The organism is Oceanisphaera submarina, assembly GCF_046521305.1.
GTDB classification, from domain to species: Bacteria; Pseudomonadota; Gammaproteobacteria; order Enterobacterales; family Aeromonadaceae; genus Oceanimonas; species Oceanimonas submarina.
Map to the genome: position 1 here is coordinate 54,898 of NZ_JBKGFN010000016.1, position 15,044 is coordinate 69,941.

Sequence of the window (15,044 nt, forward strand, 5' to 3'; positions counted from 1 at the left end):
CTTGGCGTTACACTTTTTGTCCTTTTATCGGCAATACCGATAGTAGCCCTGCGAGCGACGACGCAATCCTGAATCGGGCGCCCACCCACAGAGACGAAATTGATGAGCATAGTCATAAAAACCCCGGAAGAGATAGAAAAAATGCGCGTAGCCGGTCGCCTGGCCGCCGACGTGCTGGAAATGATAGAGCCGCACGTGCAAGCCGGCGTGACCACCGATCAACTGAACCAGATCTGCCATGACTATATCGTGAACGAACAGCAGGCGATTCCGGCGCCGCTGAACTATCACGGTTTCCCCAAGTCGATTTGTACCTCGGTGAACCACGTTATCTGCCACGGAATTCCGGCGGACAAGAAGCTCAAGGAAGGCGACATCATCAATATCGATATTACCGTGATCAAGGATGGCTACCACGGTGATACCTCCAAGATGTTCATGGTCGGCAAGGCCAGCATCATGGCCGAGCGCCTGTGCCGGGTGACCCAGGAATGTATGGAGCTGGGTATCAGGATGGTCAAACACGGGGTACGGCTGGGCGACATCGGTGCCGCTATTCAGCAGCATGCCGAAGCCCACAACTACTCGGTAGTACGGGAATATTGCGGCCACGGCATCGGCGCCGAATTCCACGAAGAACCGCAGGTACTGCATTACGGCAAACCGGGCACCGGTGAGGTCTTGGAAGCGGGCATGTGCCTGACCATAGAGCCGATGATCAACGCCGGCAAACGCCAGAGCAAGATGCTGGGCGACGGCTGGACCGTGGTGACCAAGGATCGCAGCCTGTCGGCTCAATACGAGCACACCCTGCTGGTAACCGAAGACGGTTGCGAAGTACTGACCCTGCGCAAAGACGACAACCTGCCGCAGGTTATTAAAGCCGGAAGCTGAACAGCTGCACCGAACTGCCCCTCCCCTTGGCTGTAGGAATGCAGGTATGACTGCGGGTTTTCACCAGGGGGAGGCTGAGAGAGGCGCTGCAGAAGCCTCTTCTCACCCTGATGCCCCCCACAATGATTCCATAATATTCATGATGTTGTGAAGAATTAGGTAAGATAACCCATGATAATCGGCGATCATTGGAGTCACCAAACTAGCTAGCAAGAGAGCCGACTCATGGTTGCTAAGGCTCTTTCGCTGCCGTCACAGGGCTGGGTGGGGGGGCATTTTGACCAAGGCATTGAGCCTACAGAATAAATGTGGAAGCCGGCCCGCTACAACCCCAGTATTTCCTTGGCGAAGGGGATGCTGAGCTTGCGCTTGGCCTGAAAGGAAGCATTGTCGAGCAGATCGAGGGCGGCGAGCAAAGTGCTCATGTCCCTGGACAGCCGGTTGAGCAGGAAACGGCCGACATCGGTAGGCAACTTGAAGCCGCGCAACTCGGCTCTCAGCTGCAGGGCGCTGAGCTTGCCCTCGTCATCCAGGGGTTTCAACTGATAAGCCACCCCCCAGTCGAGACGCGAAGCCAGATCCGGCAAGCCCAATCCCAGGTTGCGCGGTGCGTTGACGGCACTGATCACCAGTGAGCCCGACGCCCGCTCGCGACGGCGATTGAAGAAATTAAACACCGCCCGCTCCCACTCTTCCACACCGGCAATGGCATCCAGGTTATCCAGACACACCAGCGCCAGCAACTCCATACCGTCCAGCAGTCGGGGCGACATATTCTGATAGCTGTCGAGAGAGATATAGGCGGCGGTCTCACCCTCACCATCCAGCTCGGCACAGGCCGCATGCAGCAGATGAGAACGTCCACTGCCTTCCTGCCCCCAGAAATACAGCAGCTCGTCGCCCTGGCCTATGGCCGCATTTTTAAGCGCGGTGATCAGCTGAGCGTTATCACCCGGATAAAAACTGGCAAAAGTTTCATCGTCCGGCAGCTGCACCGCCAGCGCCAGCTGAGCCGGCTGATTATCTTCTTCATCACCGTTAATCATGTTGGCCCCCCGCCCAGCTGAATTCCCGCTCACCAGTCACGGCAAGCCCGGTGATGGTGGTCAAGGCCTGCAATACGGCGGCACGAGAGCCTGGCACACTCAGACGATAACGTCCCTGAGATCCGGCGCTGTCGACAACATAGACAGCGCCCACGCCGTCAAGCTGGCGCAACTTGCGTTCCAGCAACACTGAGTCGGCATACCGATGCAGGCCGGACACTACTATGGTCAGCTCGCCGCTTGCATCCGCCTTGGCAAGCAAGGGCTGTATCGGCATCGGATTATCTGGCCGCAGTGCGGACCGTTGCTCATTTTTCTCGACCCAGTAACGATTGAGACGCGCCATCAGCCCGGTCACAGTATCCGCGCCGCTGGCCAGCCGGCCTTGCAACAGGGGCTGTTCTTGAGCAGAGCCGAACAGCTGCCAGCGTCCGCCTGTCGCGTCCTGCTCGACGGCAAGCCAGTAGTTGGCGCCATAACGCCGACTGGCCTCGCGCAGGGGCTTGGCATCAAACAAGTCGCGGGTGTCCAGCGTCATGTGCTCCTCCAGATCCCACAGCGGCCACAACAAGGGTATCTGATAGGCAGAAGAGGCACGCCGCCAGACGCGACTGGCCTCGTTGCGGCTACGGCCCTCTTCCGATAACCAGACCAGCACGGTGGGCCTTGATGTCAGTGAAAACGGCAGCTCGGCGCTTTTCAGCAAGGCCAACAGCTCCTCTTCGTTGAACACGGCGTTATAACCTGGGCCTGTCGGTTCGGACTGCAAATAGCGCGACAAGTCACGCCGGGCTTCATCCTGTACCCAGGAGTCCTGCGCACGACCGCCGGTCAGGCGATTCAGCACCAGCTCCATCGCCTGCACTCGCGCCTCAGTCCGGCTGTAAGGTGCCGGATCCAGGTTAACCTCAAACACCGACTCGGCAGACACGGTGGCAGAGCACAGCAGCAGCGTCGTCAGAAACAGATTTTTCAACATCAAGTTGCCACGTTTAAAAAGCAGAAGGCGCATGATAACCACAGACATCAATGCAGGCCAGACTCAATGGTGCTGCGCTCTGGGCAATACCAGGTTGAGCAGAATGCCGACGATGCCACACAGACTGATGCCCTGCAGGCTGAAGCCGCCGATACCAAAGGCCATGCCGCCGATACCAAAGATCAGGATCACCGCCACTATGCACAGGTTGCGCGCATGAGACAGGTCCACCTGATGTTTGATCAGGCTGTTCAGGCCCACTGTGGCGATAGAGCCGAACAGCAGTATCATGATGCCACCCATCACCGGCGTCGGAATACTCAGCATCAGGGCGCCGAATTTACCGACAAAAGCCAACACGATGGCAAAGCCCGCCGCCCAGGTCATGATCACCGGGTTGAAGTTCTTGGTTAGCATCACGGCACCGGTCACTTCGGAATAGGTGGTATTGGGTGGTCCGCCAAACAGCGAAGCACCGACGGTAGCCAGGCCGTCGCCCAGCAGGGTACGGTGCAGACCCGGTTTCTTGATGTAGTCCTTGCCGGTGACCGAGCTGATGGCCAATACGTCACCGATATGCTCGATGGCCGGCGCTATCGCCACCGGCAGCATGAACAGCACAGCGTGCCAGTTCCACTCGGGGGCGACAAAATGCGGCAGAGAGAACCAGGCCGCCTCGCGTACCGGGGTAAAGTCTACGACCCCGAACCACAGCGCCAGGCCGTAGCCCACGGCGATGCCGGCGGTAATGGGCACCAGACGAAATACCCCTTTCGCCACCGTGGACACCAGCAAGGTAGTGACCAGGGCCGACAACGACAGCCATAGCGCTATATTGTGCGGCATCATCTCCGCCGCACCGTCACCGGTCTTGCCGATCGCCATGTTCACCGCCATCGGTGCCAGGCCCAGGCCAATGACCATGATCACGGGCCCTACCACCACCGGCGGCAGCAGCCGGGTCAGCAACCCGGTACCGCGCCAGCGCACGAGCTGACTGAGCAACACGTACATGACCCCGGCCGCCATCAGGCCGCTCATGGCGGCGGGAATGCCCCAGGTTTGTACGCCGTACAGAATAGGCGCAATAAAGGCGAAGGAAGATGCCAGAAAAATAGGTACCTGACGCTTGGTACACAGTTGAAAAATCAGGGTGCCGAAGCCGGCCGTAAACAAGGCCACATTAGGATCCAACCCGGTGATCAGCGGCATCAGTACCAGGGCGCCAAAGGCCACAAACAACATCTGGGATCCGGCCAGAGCCTGACGCAAGGGGGTATTGGTCGCACTCTGGCTGTGGGCCAGAGCATCGGGTTGATTTGCTGAACTCATCTTTTATTTACCTTGTACGAACGGAAAAAAACCGGCTTGCGCCGGTTTTGACTTACTTGGTACCAAAAATCTTGTCGCCGGCATCACCGAGGCCGGGAATGATATAACCGTGTTCGTCGAGCCGCTCGTCGACGGAGGCACAATACAGCTCTACATCCGGATGAGCCTGTTCCAGCGCCTTGAGTCCTTCCGGCGCCGCGACCAGTACGATCACCTTGAAGTGCTGACAGCCTTTTTCTTTCAACAGATCGATAGTGGCGATCATGGAGCCACCGGTGGCCAGCATGGGATCGACAATCAGTGCCATCCGCTCGTCGATATTACTGACCAGCTTGTTGAAATAGTGCACCGGCTGCAGAGTTTCTTCGTCACGATACACCCCGACCACGCTGACCCGCGCACTCGGCATATGCTCCAGTACCCCGTCCATCATACCCAGACCGGCACGCAGAATCGGCACTACTGTGACTTTTTTGCCCTTGAGCTGATCCACCTCGGTCGGGCCGTTCCAGCCATTGATGGTGGTTTTTTCGGTTTCAAAATCGGCAGTGGCCTCATAGGTCAGCAGGCTGCCGACTTCTTTTGCCAGTTCACGAAAGCGTTTGGTACTGATGTCGGCTTCCCGCATCAGACCCAGCTTGTGTTTCACCAAAGGGTGCTTAACCTCAACGACTTTCATCAACTTACTCTCCCGACGCACTAAACTGTATGCACATGCACAAAAAAACCGCGGGACTTTAGCATAAAATAGCGCCCGACGGCAGACGTTCAGGGTAAATTTTAGCAAAGGATGCCACCTTCTTCCTGTGTAGCCTTGCTCGGGTCTCTACTGTAAAAACCGGCGCCTGTCGGCTCCGCCGTATTATCCCTGATATCAGGCAGGCCGAATCATCTGCTGGCCGCTCCGCCGCAGGTTTCAGCTTCGATTGAAAAGCATTCGCTTCAAGAACATGGCCTGACGGGCCGACGCCGGTGGCACTGCCTCGCGCATTAAATTAGAATAGCGGCCGAAACAGTGACTAACAGCCGGCAAGAGTGCCAACAGGTACTAACCCCGCTCCTAAATAAAATGACAAGGTAACCACTCGTGACGCAGAAAAAACCCCTGAGCTATAAAGATGCCGGTGTAGATATCGATGCCGGTAACGCCCTGGTTGAACGCATCAAAGGCGTCAGCCGTCGCACTCAACGCCCGGAAGTCATGGGTGGACTCGGGGGCTTCGGTGCCCTGTGCCAGCTGCCTACCGGCTACAAGGAGCCGGTACTGGTTGCCGGCACCGATGGCGTTGGCACCAAATTGCGCCTGGCCATCGATCTCAAGCGTCATCAGGGCGTGGGCATCGATCTGGTCGCCATGTGCGTGAATGATCTGATTGTTCAGGGCGCCGAGCCGCTGTTCTTCCTCGACTACTACGCCACCGGCAAGCTGGACGTAGACACCGCCGCCGATGTAGTGACCGGTATCGGCGCCGGCTGCGAGCTGAGCGGCTGTGCCCTGATTGGCGGTGAAACCGCCGAAATGCCCGGCATGTACGAAGCAGGCGACTACGACCTTGCAGGTTTTTGTGTTGGTGTAGTAGAAAAAAGCGGAATTATCGACGGCACCAAAGTCGCCGCCGGTGATGCGCTGATCGCTCTGGGCTCCAGCGGCCCCCACTCCAACGGCTACTCTCTGGTTCGCAAAATCCTGGAAGTCAGCAAGGCCGATCTGCAACAGCCACTGGGTGACGCCACCCTGGCCGATGCCCTGATGGCCCCGACCCGCATCTACGTGAAGCCGGTGCTGGAACTGATCAAGCAGTTCGACATCCATGCCCTGAGCCACATTACCGGCGGCGGCTTCTGGGAAAACATTCCCCGTGTGCTGCCTCAGGGTGCCAAGGCCGTTATCGACGGCGCCAGCTGGCAGTGGCCGCAGGTATTCAGCTGGTTGCAGCAGGCCGGTGGCGTGGAAACCTTCGAAATGTATCGCACCTTTAACTGCGGCGTCGGCATGGTCATCGCCCTGCCGACCGAGCAGGCCGAGGCGGCAGTCAAGTTCATGCAGGACGCCGGCGAGCAGGCCTGGGTTATCGGTCACATCGATAACGCCGCCGACGGCGAAGAGCAGGTCGAAATAAAATGACCCGTATCGTCGTCCTGATCTCCGGCAATGGCAGTAACCTGCAGGCGCTGCTGGATCAGGCCGCCGCCGGCCAGCTCGGCGGCGACGTGGTCGCGGTCGTCAGCAACAAGGCAGAGGCCTATGGGCTGGAGCGTGCCCGCATGGCGGGCGTCGCTACCGCTGTGCTGTCCAACAAAGACTACGCCGACCGGGACAGCTTCGATACGGCGCTGATGCAACTTATCGACGGCTATCAACCCCATCTGGTGGTGCTGGCTGGCTTTATGCGCATCCTCACCCCCGGCTTTGTGCGTCACTACGCAGGTCGCATGCTCAACATACACCCGTCACTGCTGCCCCGCTACCAGGGGTTGCATACGCACCAAAGAGCCATGGAGGCCGGTGATTCGGAGCATGGCTGCAGCGTGCACTTCGTCACCGAAGAGCTGGACGGCGGCCCCCTGGTGCTGCAGGCAAGAGTACCCATCTTTGCCGGTGACGACGAAGCCACCGTTGCCGAGCGGGTGCAGGTGCAGGAGCACGCGATTTATCCGCTGGTGGTACGCTGGTTCTGCGAAGGCCGCCTGATCATGCAGCAAGATAACGCCTTTCTGGACGGCGCCCTGCTGCCGGCTCAGGGACACGCCGGAGACTGATACTCTTCAGCTACTGAAAAAGCGCGCTTGTGGTGACACAAGCGCGCTTTTTGTTGTGTGAATACGACGGAGTGTTCGGTTCGGACAAAGAGCCTGCTCCACCGACACGCCATGAGCCCATCCGTGGGGGCTCTCTGTTTCATCCCTGAAACAGAAGATCGGTGAAGTAGATCCCTTTGTCCTCCTTGATGCTCCGGCGTCGCCTGTTGGCGCAATCTGCAGAGAACTCGGTGTTCCAGAAGAGGCAACAGGGATTACCTCAGCCGACCGTCACATGACAGGGATGTCATGTGCCGAGCGTTACATGGACGTACTTGATGCGTGTCGGGGGAGGTAGCCCTGTAGCCTCTTTGACTCGCACATGCTCACAGCTCGGTAGCCGCGATCCGTTCGCCCAGCAGGAAGAGGTTGAATTCACCCGGTTGCATCTTGTGCCACTGCTCGTTGTTGGTCAGCGGCTGAGTGGCAATCACGGTCACGATGTCGTTGGGAGTGGTTTCCTTCTGAAAATCGATTTCCACTTCTTCGTCGATCAATCGGGCCGGGCCGAAGGGCGCACGGCGGGTGATCCAGTGCAGATTGTTGCTGCAATAGGTCATCAGATACTCGCCGTCGGTGAGCAGCATGTTGAACACTCCCAGAGCGCGCAGCTGATCGCACAAGCCGGCCACATAACGGAACATGGCGGCCATGTCATCCGGCCCGGTCGGGTAGCTCCGCTCCATGGCATCCAGGATCCAGCAGAACGCCAGCTCGCTGTCGGTTTCACCCACCGGATTATGCCGCCCGGTTTTCAGGTGATTGTAGCCACTCAGCTGACCGTTGTGGGCAAAGGTCCAGTAACGGCCCCACAGCTCCCGGGTAAAGGGATGGGTATTTTCCAGCGCGATACCGCCCCGGTTAGCCTGCCGGATATGACTGACCACAGAGCAGCTCTTGATCGGATATTCCTGCACCAGCTTGGCGATGCGAGACTGGCTGGACGGCTGCGGATCCTTGAAGGTACGCAGCCCCTTGCCCTCGTAAAACACTATGCCCCAGCCATCCTTGTGGGGGCCGGTGCGGCCACCTCGTTGCATCAGGCCGGTAAAGCTAAAGCAGATATCGGTGGGTACGTTGGCACTCATCCCTAGCAATTCACACATATCGCTTACTCGTGCTCCATTTCTTTTTCGACCAGCTGGATCAGGATATGAATGATCTTGATATGCACTTCCTGAATCCTGTCCGCATAGCCGAAGTGAGGCACTCGGATTTCCACGTCCGCCAGCCCGGCCATCTTGCCGCCGTCCTTGCCGGTCAGGGCTATCACCTTGATGCCTTTGGCCTTGGCCGCTTCGATGGCCCTGAGAATATTGCCGGAATTACCGCTGGTTGAAAGACCGAACAGCACATCACCTTCCCGCCCTACCGCTTCCAGGTAGCGGGAGAACACGTATTCGAAGCCGAAGTCGTTGGCCACACAGGACAGATGGCTGGGATCGGAAATGGCGATAGCCGGGTAGCCGGGGCGATTTTCCCGATAGCGGCCGGTCAGCTCTTCGGCAAAGTGCATGGCATCGCAGTGAGAGCCGCCGTTACCGCAGGACAACACCTTGCCACCGGCCTTGAAACGGTCGGCCAGCAATTTCGCAGCGCTTTCGATGGCCTGAATGTTGGCATCATCGGCCAGGAAACGATGCAGCACCTCGGCGGCGTCGGTCAGTTCGCTACGGATCAAATCCTGATACATGAAATTGCCTCTCACTCACGGTAAAAGGGCATTTTGGCACAAGTCACCAGCGGCGGGAAGCCAGGCGCCGTCCGTCAGCGCCTGTCGGCCCTGCATGGTTGACGGGACCGGGCCGAATACTACTGTTTTTTAACCTCGGCGCAGCTTGATTTAAACATTTGTATGAATTACAACTAGGAGCACCCAAGAGGTCAGACCTCACTACATACACCCATGCCGGCAAAGGAGTTGTTCATGATTACCCTACTGCTACTGCTGATTTCCTGGGCCAGTCTGGCTTACCACCGCTCCCGCCTGCTCACGACGACGCTGGTCACCGTCCTGGTACTGGCGGTGGGATCCCTGCTGGGCGAAGTGAGCCCTGCCTGCTGGCTGGTGTTTGCCGTGCTGGCAACACTGCTGAATTTCCCCTCCTTGCGCGCCGGTTTGCTCAGTCGCCCCTTGTTCGGGCTGTACCGAGGGCTGATGCCGGAGATGTCATCCACCGAGCGCGAAGCCATCGAAGCCGGCACCACCTGGTGGGAAGCCGAGCTGTTTCGTGGCAAACCGGACTGGCACACCCTGCACAAATACCCCAAACCACAACTCAGCGAGGCAGAACAGACTTTCATGGACGGTCCGGTAGAAGAAGTATGCCGCATGACCAACGACTGGGAGGTGACCCACGAGCGCGCCGATCTGTCGCCCGAGGTATGGGATTACCTCAAAAAGCACGGCTTCTTCGCCATGATCATCGAGGAACAGTATGGCGGCCTGGCGTTTTCCGCCTATGCCCAGTCCCGGATACTGCAAAAGCTGTGTAGCACCAGTGCCGTGCTGGCCTCAACCGTCGGCGTTCCCAACTCCCTCGGCCCGGGTGAGCTGCTGCAGGAATACGGCACCCGAGAGCAAAAGGATCACTACCTGCCCCGTCTGGCCCGCGGCGAAGAAATTCCCTGTTTTGCCCTGACCGGCCCGGAGGCAGGCTCGGACGCCGGAGCCATTCCCGATGTGGGTGTGGTCTGCATGGGCGGCTGGCAGGGCGAGCAGGTGCTGGGCATGCGCCTGACCTGGAACAAGCGCTATATCACCCTGGCCCCCGTCGCTACCGTACTCGGCCTGGCGTTCAAGTTAAAAGATCCGGAAGGCTGGTTGGGCGACGAGGCGGATCTCGGCATCACCTGCGCCCTGATCCCCACCTCCACACCCGGAGTAAAGATAGGTCGCCGTCACTTTCCGCTTAACGTGCCCTTCCAGAACGGTCCTACTCAGGGCAAGGATGTGTTCGTCCCCATCGATTTCATCATAGGCGGACAGGAAATGGCCGGCCAGGGCTGGCGCATGCTGGTGGAATGCCTGTCGGTAGGCCGCGGTATCACGCTGCCCTCCACCGGCACCGCCGGCAGCCGCGTCTCTGCGCTCGCTTCCGGCGCCTACAGCCGCATCCGTCGTCAGTTCCGGCTGCCGATCGGCAAGATGGAAGGTATCGAAGAGCCGCTGGCCCGTCTGGGCGGCAACGCCTATCTGTCCGATGCTGCCAGTATGCTGACCGTGACCGGTATCGATCTGGGCGAGAAGCCCTCTGTGGTGTCGGCCATCGTCAAATACCACCTCACCGACCGCAGCCAGCGCAGCCTTATCGACGCCATGGACATCCACGGTGGTAAGGGCATCTGCATGGGCCCCAACAACTACCTGGCCCGCGGCTATCAGGGAGCACCCATCGCCATCACGGTCGAGGGCGCCAATATCCTGACCCGCAGCATGATTATCTATGGTCAGGGGGCCATTCGCTGCCATCCGTACGTACTGGCGGAGATGCTGTCGGTGCAGGAGCAGGATGCCCGCAAGGCTCTGGAGCAGTTTGATCAGGCGGTATTCGGCCATATCGGCTTCGCCATCAGCAACCTGGTGCGCAGCCTCTGGTTCGGCCTTACCGGTGCCCGCTTCAGCCAGACACCGGTCGGCGACAGCACAGCACCTTATTACCGCCAGATGAACCGGCTGAGTGCCAACCTGAGCCTGTTATCGGATATCGCCATGGCCACCCTGGGCGGAGAGCTCAAGCGCAAGGAGCGACTATCGGCCCGCCTCGGCGACGTACTGAGCCAACTGTACCTGGTATCCGCCACCCTCAAGCGATTCAACGACGAGGGCCGCCCGGCCGAGGTATTGCCGCTGGTGCACTGGGCCTGCCAGGATGGCTTGTACCGGGCGCAGGTGGCACTGGTGGAACTGCTCGACAACTTTCCGGCTCCCCCCCTTGGCGCCATGCTCAAGTTTATGTTGCTGCCTTATGGTGCGCCGTTCAAGCGACCGTCGGACAAACTCGATCATCAGGTGGCCCGCGCCCTGCAAACCCCGGGCCCGGTCCGGGACGGCATCGGCCACGGGCTTTATCTGACCGCCGAAGCCGGCAACCCGCTCGGCATGCTGGAGCAGGCCTTCACCGACATCATCGCCGCCGAACCGGTGTTCGACAAAGTCACGCAGACCCTGGGCCGTCGCTCCTTCACCAATCTGGATCGGCTGGCAACAGAGGCGTTGACCACCGGCATTATCGATCCAAAAGAAGCCGCCCTGCTGACGCAGGCAGAAGCCAGCCGGTTGCGCACCATCAACGTGGACGACTTCGATCCGCAAGAGCTGGTGGCCAATAAGACGCTGTTCAACGAGGCCATGCTGAACAAGAACACCTGATTGCCGCTGGTCACTCGGGACTTTTTGAGTACAATATTAAAATACTTTTAATACAATTAACTCACAGGTCTGGCACATGGTCGTAAAATCCCGTATCGCAGTATTAATCAACCATTTGCAGCAAGGGCTGCTGGAGCGGGACACCCCAGCCAGGCTGGCATTGCTGGCGGCCTTGTCCGGTGAACACCTGCTGTTGCTGGGCCCGCCCGGTACCGCCAAGAGTGAACTGGCCCGCCGGCTGCACACCCTGGTGGACGACGGTCGTTACTTCGAACGGTTGTTGACCCGCTTTTCGGTGCCGGAAGAGCTGTTCGGCCCCCTTTCCATCAAGGCGCTGGAGCAGGATCGCTACCAGCGTCAGACCAGAGGCTACCTGCCGGAAGCCGCCATCGCCTTTATCGACGAAATCTTCAAGGCCAACAGCGCCATCCTCAACAGCCTGCTGACCCTGCTCAACGAACGTCAGTTCGACAATGGCAGCGAACGGCTCGGGGTACCGCTGATTTCGGTGATTGCTGCCAGCAACGAGCTGCCCGAGGGGGCCGAACTGAACGCCCTCTACGATCGCTTTCTGTTGCGTTTTCAGGTGGCGCCGGTGCAGGACGACAGCTTTACCGCCCTGCTGACCCTGAACCATGGCTATCAGGCGCCCGCGCCCGAGCTGCGCCTGAGTAACGACGATCTGACCGCCATTCGTGACGGCGCCGAGCAACTGCCGCTGACCGATGCGCTGATCAGGCTGCTGCACAGCCTGCGCGCCTTTCTGGCCGAACAGGATATCTCGGTGTCGGACCGACGCTGGCGCAAGGTGGTCAAGCTGCTCAAGGTCTCCGCCTTCTGTAACCATGAGGCCGAAGCCGGCCTGTTCGATACCTGGCTGCTGCCCCATTGCCTGTGGCAGCAACCGGAACAGTTCGAGCGGCTGAACGACTGGCTGTACCGGCATATTGCCGCCGATCCGGGCTTCAGCCCGGAATTGATCACCGAGCTGGTCGACAGCTGGCAGCAACGTCTGGAGCAGGATGCGGATCCGGTATTACCGGCGCTGAACGAGCAGGGCTATCAGTTGTATCTGGACGAACAGGGCCAGCCGGTGACCGAGGCCAGAGGCCGGCGGCCACGCCGCAATGCCAATGGAGATCTGCTCTATCGCCAGCCCCGGCTGCCGGACGCCAGTTTTACCGCCGATGAAATTCGCAACCTGGGCGGTAACCTGGATCAATACGAACCCCTGCTGGAAAGCTATCAACGCCCCACCGCCCTGCAACCCAAGGCCTGGCCGGCGGCGCACATCGCCTCCCGCCTGCGCCAGCTCGAGGAACGTATCGAGGAGCTGACCCATTACCTGGCCTGGCTCGGCCAGCAGTTGAACGGGCTGAACGAGCGACTGCGCCAACACCTGTGGCTGGAGCAGGATCTCGCCACTCAGGCCCAACGACAACTGGAACGCCAGCAGCAGCAACTGAGCCAGCAACGGGAGCGATTGCAACAACTGCACCGTGACTTTGCCGCCCTGCCGGTCGAGGGCTAACGCATGCCTGCCTCTCTGCCGCCCGGGCTAAGCCCGCTGGCATTGATTCCGGAAAACCTGTTTCCACTGGTGGTCACTCATCCGCTGGGCAGCCTCTTGCCCAGGGCAACTCAGGTACTGCACATGCTGGAACGGCTAGACAAGGGCAAGCCGCCCATGCCGGGTACCTGGCTGAACAGCAGCACAGAACGCCGTATACGCCAGTTATTGATACGCTCCGGTGCCCTCGAATACTGTACACAAACGCCGGAAGTGGCCCAGGCGGTGGTGCAGGATATCCTGCTGGCATTGGAACAGGTCGAACTGAGCTGGCCCGCGACCGCCGGAGGGCTGTCGCTGCACGGCACGCCGGCCGAACATGCCGAGTCCCGGGCCCGGTCACGCCACACCCGGGCCGAGCTGAACAAGCTGGCCGAGCAGTGGCAGCACAGGGTCAGCCTGTGGCAATCGCTGGATCAGATGGCGGAAGAGCTGGGCATAGCCCCGGCCATAGGAACCGATCAGAACAGCGGCCAGCTGCGGGATAGGGCCTGGTTTGATCTGTTACGACTCAGCCAGTGGGTGGCGCAAATACAACCGTTGCAACGCCTGCTGCAACTGCTGGGCCAGCAAAGGCCCAACCCGGAGCAAAGCGCCAGCCTAAGTCAGCTGAAACAACAGATGAGCCCGAAGGAGCAAGGCCCACAAGAGCGAAAAATCCCCGGCATTCCGATGGAAACCCAGGGTATTACCCGCTCCGACAACCTGGCCCGCATGCTGCCGCTGGAAGCAGCCTTCATGGGCCACGAGGTGCTGCACATGCTGTGGCATGCCCGTCGGGCCGAACAAGGGTTGCTCAGCTATGCGGTAGCCGGTGTCATGCCCATCGACGCCGGCAACGACTGGTCTTCTCCCCGCTCCGGCAAGGGCGAAGGGGCCGGTCAAGGCCTGCAGCAGGGGCCCATCATCCTGTGCCTGGATACTTCGGCCTCCATGCATGGCATGGCGGAGCAGGTGTCCAAGGCGTTGGTGCTCGAAGCCCTGCGTCTGGCCAGAAAACAGAATCGAGGTTGTCTTGTCTACCTGTTTGGCGGCGCCGATGAACTGCTGACCCTGGATAATCAGATACTGACCCTGCCCGAGTTGCTGGACATGCTGCGCGGCTCCTTCAGTGGCGGCACCGACGTCACTACTCCGCTGTTGGCCGCCTTGCAACGCCTGCAGATGCAGGACTGGCAGCAGGCGGATATTCTGCTGGTCAGCGATGGCGAGTTTCAGGTCGACGCCGCCCTGCACCAACAGGTAGAGCAGGCCAAGGAGCAGCAGGGCGTTCGTCTGTTCGGGTTACAGCTCGGTTACGCCACCGCGCTGCATGCCATGAGCCAACTGTGCGATCCTGTACATCTGTTCAGCGACTGGAAAAGCCTGGAGCAGGCCGCACGGCTGCAATAACGGCCCAATTACCCCCGGCGCAACAATACCTGCCGGGGTTCGCCGAAACCAAAATAATCCGGCTCCGATGTCTCGGTCTCGAAGCCCAGCGCCCGATAAAGCCCGGCGGCGCCGTTGTCCGGATGCACCGTCAGCCTCAGCTCGGTGCAGCCCGAATCCGCCAGATCACGACACAGCCGCTGCAATAGCACCTTGCCGATGCCCTGCCCACGCAGCTGTTCATCCACCGCCAGCGACAGAATCCAGCCATGCTCTTTCGCCTCGCCCATGCCGCCCAGGGCGTACCCCACAAGCTTCCCTTCGCTTTCCGCCACCAGCAGAAAATTCGGCCACAACTCCAGCAACTGACGAAACAGAAAATCCGGATAGCCATGACTGCCAAATCCGGCCTGCTCCAGCCGAAAAACCTCTCCCAAATCGGCCTTGGTCGCCGCCCTTGTCTTCATCTTCACTCCCGGGCCGGTATTCCGGCCAATATTCGTTGCGTGGTGACAAATGGTAAAACAAAGTCCGCTGTCGGTATAATATGAATAAACCTCAAGACTACTAACTACCAATCCCAGTGATTATCTGGTCATACCAGAGGCAACACAGAGCTGCCCGCAGACGGCGCCTACAGGCAACGCCGTATTTCAAGGGGGACTAAGGGAGGGTCCACGT

13 protein-coding genes are annotated in these 15,044 nt (G+C 59.6%); 6 read left to right on the plus strand and 7 right to left on the minus strand.

Annotated elements, in window-relative coordinates; all coding sequences use genetic code 11:
- Positions 1–102: 102 nt before the first annotated feature.
- On the plus strand, positions 103–894 hold the full coding sequence (map, locus tag ACLEIV_RS14820) for a type I methionyl aminopeptidase (RefSeq protein WP_410457407.1): 792 nt from the start codon (positions 103–105) through the stop codon (positions 892–894).
- Between the two features lie 323 nt (positions 895–1,217).
- Here map and hda read toward each other — a convergent pair whose 3' ends face one another.
- The 4 genes from hda to upp all read right to left on the minus strand — a co-directional run bounded on the left by hda (position 1,218) and on the right by upp (position 4,930).
- Entirely contained in the window at positions 1,218–1,940 is a 723-nt protein-coding gene (hda, locus tag ACLEIV_RS14825; RefSeq protein WP_410457408.1) for a DnaA inactivator Hda, read from the minus strand.
- The gene (locus tag ACLEIV_RS14830; RefSeq protein ID WP_410457409.1) at positions 1,933–2,919 is read right to left on the minus strand and encodes a DUF2066 domain-containing protein; all 987 of its coding nucleotides are present in this window, start codon (positions 2,917–2,919) and stop codon (positions 1,933–1,935) included. The genes hda and ACLEIV_RS14830 overlap by 8 nt, the downstream gene beginning before the upstream one ends.
- 63 nt (positions 2,920–2,982) lie before the next feature.
- Positions 2,983–4,251, minus strand: coding sequence for a uracil-xanthine permease family protein (locus tag ACLEIV_RS14835; RefSeq protein ID WP_410457410.1), 1,269 nt, complete (start codon positions 4,249–4,251; stop codon positions 2,983–2,985).
- A gap of 52 nt (positions 4,252–4,303) precedes the next feature.
- Positions 4,304–4,930: a uracil phosphoribosyltransferase gene (gene upp, locus ACLEIV_RS14840; RefSeq protein ID WP_410457411.1), complete on the minus strand. Its 627-nt coding sequence runs from the start codon at positions 4,928–4,930 to the stop codon at positions 4,304–4,306.
- A gap of 408 nt (positions 4,931–5,338) precedes the next feature.
- Between upp and purM the strand changes: the two genes are divergently transcribed.
- Both purM and purN read left to right on the plus strand, forming a co-directional pair.
- Complete coding sequence (gene purM / locus ACLEIV_RS14845) at positions 5,339–6,376, plus strand: phosphoribosylformylglycinamidine cyclo-ligase (RefSeq protein ID WP_410457412.1); 1,038 nt, start codon at positions 5,339–5,341, stop codon at positions 6,374–6,376.
- Positions 6,373–7,011, plus strand: a complete 639-nt coding sequence (gene purN / locus ACLEIV_RS14850; RefSeq protein ID WP_410457413.1) for a phosphoribosylglycinamide formyltransferase — start codon at positions 6,373–6,375, stop codon at positions 7,009–7,011. Before purM ends, purN begins: the two co-directional genes overlap by 4 nt.
- A 365-nt stretch (positions 7,012–7,376) precedes the next feature.
- On the opposite strand, the gene ACLEIV_RS14855 is transcribed toward purN, so the two are convergent.
- Together ACLEIV_RS14855 and lpcA are read right to left on the minus strand one after the other, a co-directional pair.
- Positions 7,377–8,156: a class II glutamine amidotransferase gene (locus ACLEIV_RS14855; protein WP_410457414.1), complete on the minus strand. Its 780-nt coding sequence runs from the start codon at positions 8,154–8,156 to the stop codon at positions 7,377–7,379.
- 5 nt (positions 8,157–8,161) lie between these two features.
- Positions 8,162–8,743, minus strand: a complete 582-nt coding sequence (gene lpcA / locus ACLEIV_RS14860; RefSeq protein ID WP_410457415.1) for a D-sedoheptulose 7-phosphate isomerase — start codon at positions 8,741–8,743, stop codon at positions 8,162–8,164.
- A gap of 234 nt (positions 8,744–8,977) precedes the next feature.
- On the opposite strand from lpcA, the gene fadE reads away from it, so the two are divergent.
- The 3 genes from fadE (at position 8,978) to ACLEIV_RS14875 (ending at position 14,384) form a co-directional block, all read left to right on the plus strand.
- Complete coding sequence (gene fadE / locus ACLEIV_RS14865; protein WP_410457416.1) at positions 8,978–11,422, plus strand: acyl-CoA dehydrogenase FadE; 2,445 nt, start codon at positions 8,978–8,980, stop codon at positions 11,420–11,422.
- A 76-nt stretch (positions 11,423–11,498) separates the two neighbouring features.
- Positions 11,499–12,953, plus strand: coding sequence for an AAA family ATPase (locus tag ACLEIV_RS14870; RefSeq protein ID WP_410457417.1), 1,455 nt, complete (start codon positions 11,499–11,501; stop codon positions 12,951–12,953).
- Between the two features lie 3 nt (positions 12,954–12,956).
- Positions 12,957–14,384, plus strand: coding sequence for a vWA domain-containing protein (locus tag ACLEIV_RS14875; protein ID WP_410457418.1), 1,428 nt, complete (start codon positions 12,957–12,959; stop codon positions 14,382–14,384).
- Between the two features lie 8 nt (positions 14,385–14,392).
- On the opposite strand, the gene ACLEIV_RS14880 is transcribed toward ACLEIV_RS14875, so the two are convergent.
- Complete coding sequence (locus tag ACLEIV_RS14880) at positions 14,393–14,830, minus strand: GNAT family N-acetyltransferase (protein WP_410457419.1); 438 nt, start codon at positions 14,828–14,830, stop codon at positions 14,393–14,395.
- Positions 14,831–15,044: the final 214 nt, after the last annotated feature.

Bases quoted from the DNA above. Each gene is read 5' to 3' on its own strand.
- map (WP_410457407.1), top strand. From the start codon at position 103: ATGAGCATAGTCATAAAAACCCCGGAAGAGATAGAAAAAATGCGCGTA.
- hda (WP_410457408.1), bottom strand. From the start codon at position 1,940: ATGATTAACGGTGATGAAGAAGATAATCAGCCGGCTCAGCTGGCGCTG.
- ACLEIV_RS14830 (WP_410457409.1), bottom strand. From the start codon at position 2,919: ATGTTGAAAAATCTGTTTCTGACGACGCTGCTGCTGTGCTCTGCCACC.
- ACLEIV_RS14835 (WP_410457410.1), bottom strand. From the start codon at position 4,251: ATGAGTTCAGCAAATCAACCCGATGCTCTGGCCCACAGCCAGAGTGCG.
- upp (WP_410457411.1), bottom strand. From the start codon at position 4,930: ATGAAAGTCGTTGAGGTTAAGCACCCTTTGGTGAAACACAAGCTGGGT.
- purN (WP_410457413.1), top strand. From the start codon at position 6,373: ATGACCCGTATCGTCGTCCTGATCTCCGGCAATGGCAGTAACCTGCAG.
- ACLEIV_RS14855 (WP_410457414.1), bottom strand. From the start codon at position 8,156: ATGTGTGAATTGCTAGGGATGAGTGCCAACGTACCCACCGATATCTGC.
- lpcA (WP_410457415.1), bottom strand. From the start codon at position 8,743: ATGTATCAGGATTTGATCCGTAGCGAACTGACCGACGCCGCCGAGGTG.
- fadE (WP_410457416.1), top strand. From the start codon at position 8,978: ATGATTACCCTACTGCTACTGCTGATTTCCTGGGCCAGTCTGGCTTAC.
- ACLEIV_RS14870 (WP_410457417.1), top strand. From the start codon at position 11,499: ATGGTCGTAAAATCCCGTATCGCAGTATTAATCAACCATTTGCAGCAA.
- ACLEIV_RS14875 (WP_410457418.1), top strand. From the start codon at position 12,957: ATGCCTGCCTCTCTGCCGCCCGGGCTAAGCCCGCTGGCATTGATTCCG.
- ACLEIV_RS14880 (WP_410457419.1), bottom strand. From the start codon at position 14,830: ATGAAGACAAGGGCGGCGACCAAGGCCGATTTGGGAGAGGTTTTTCGG.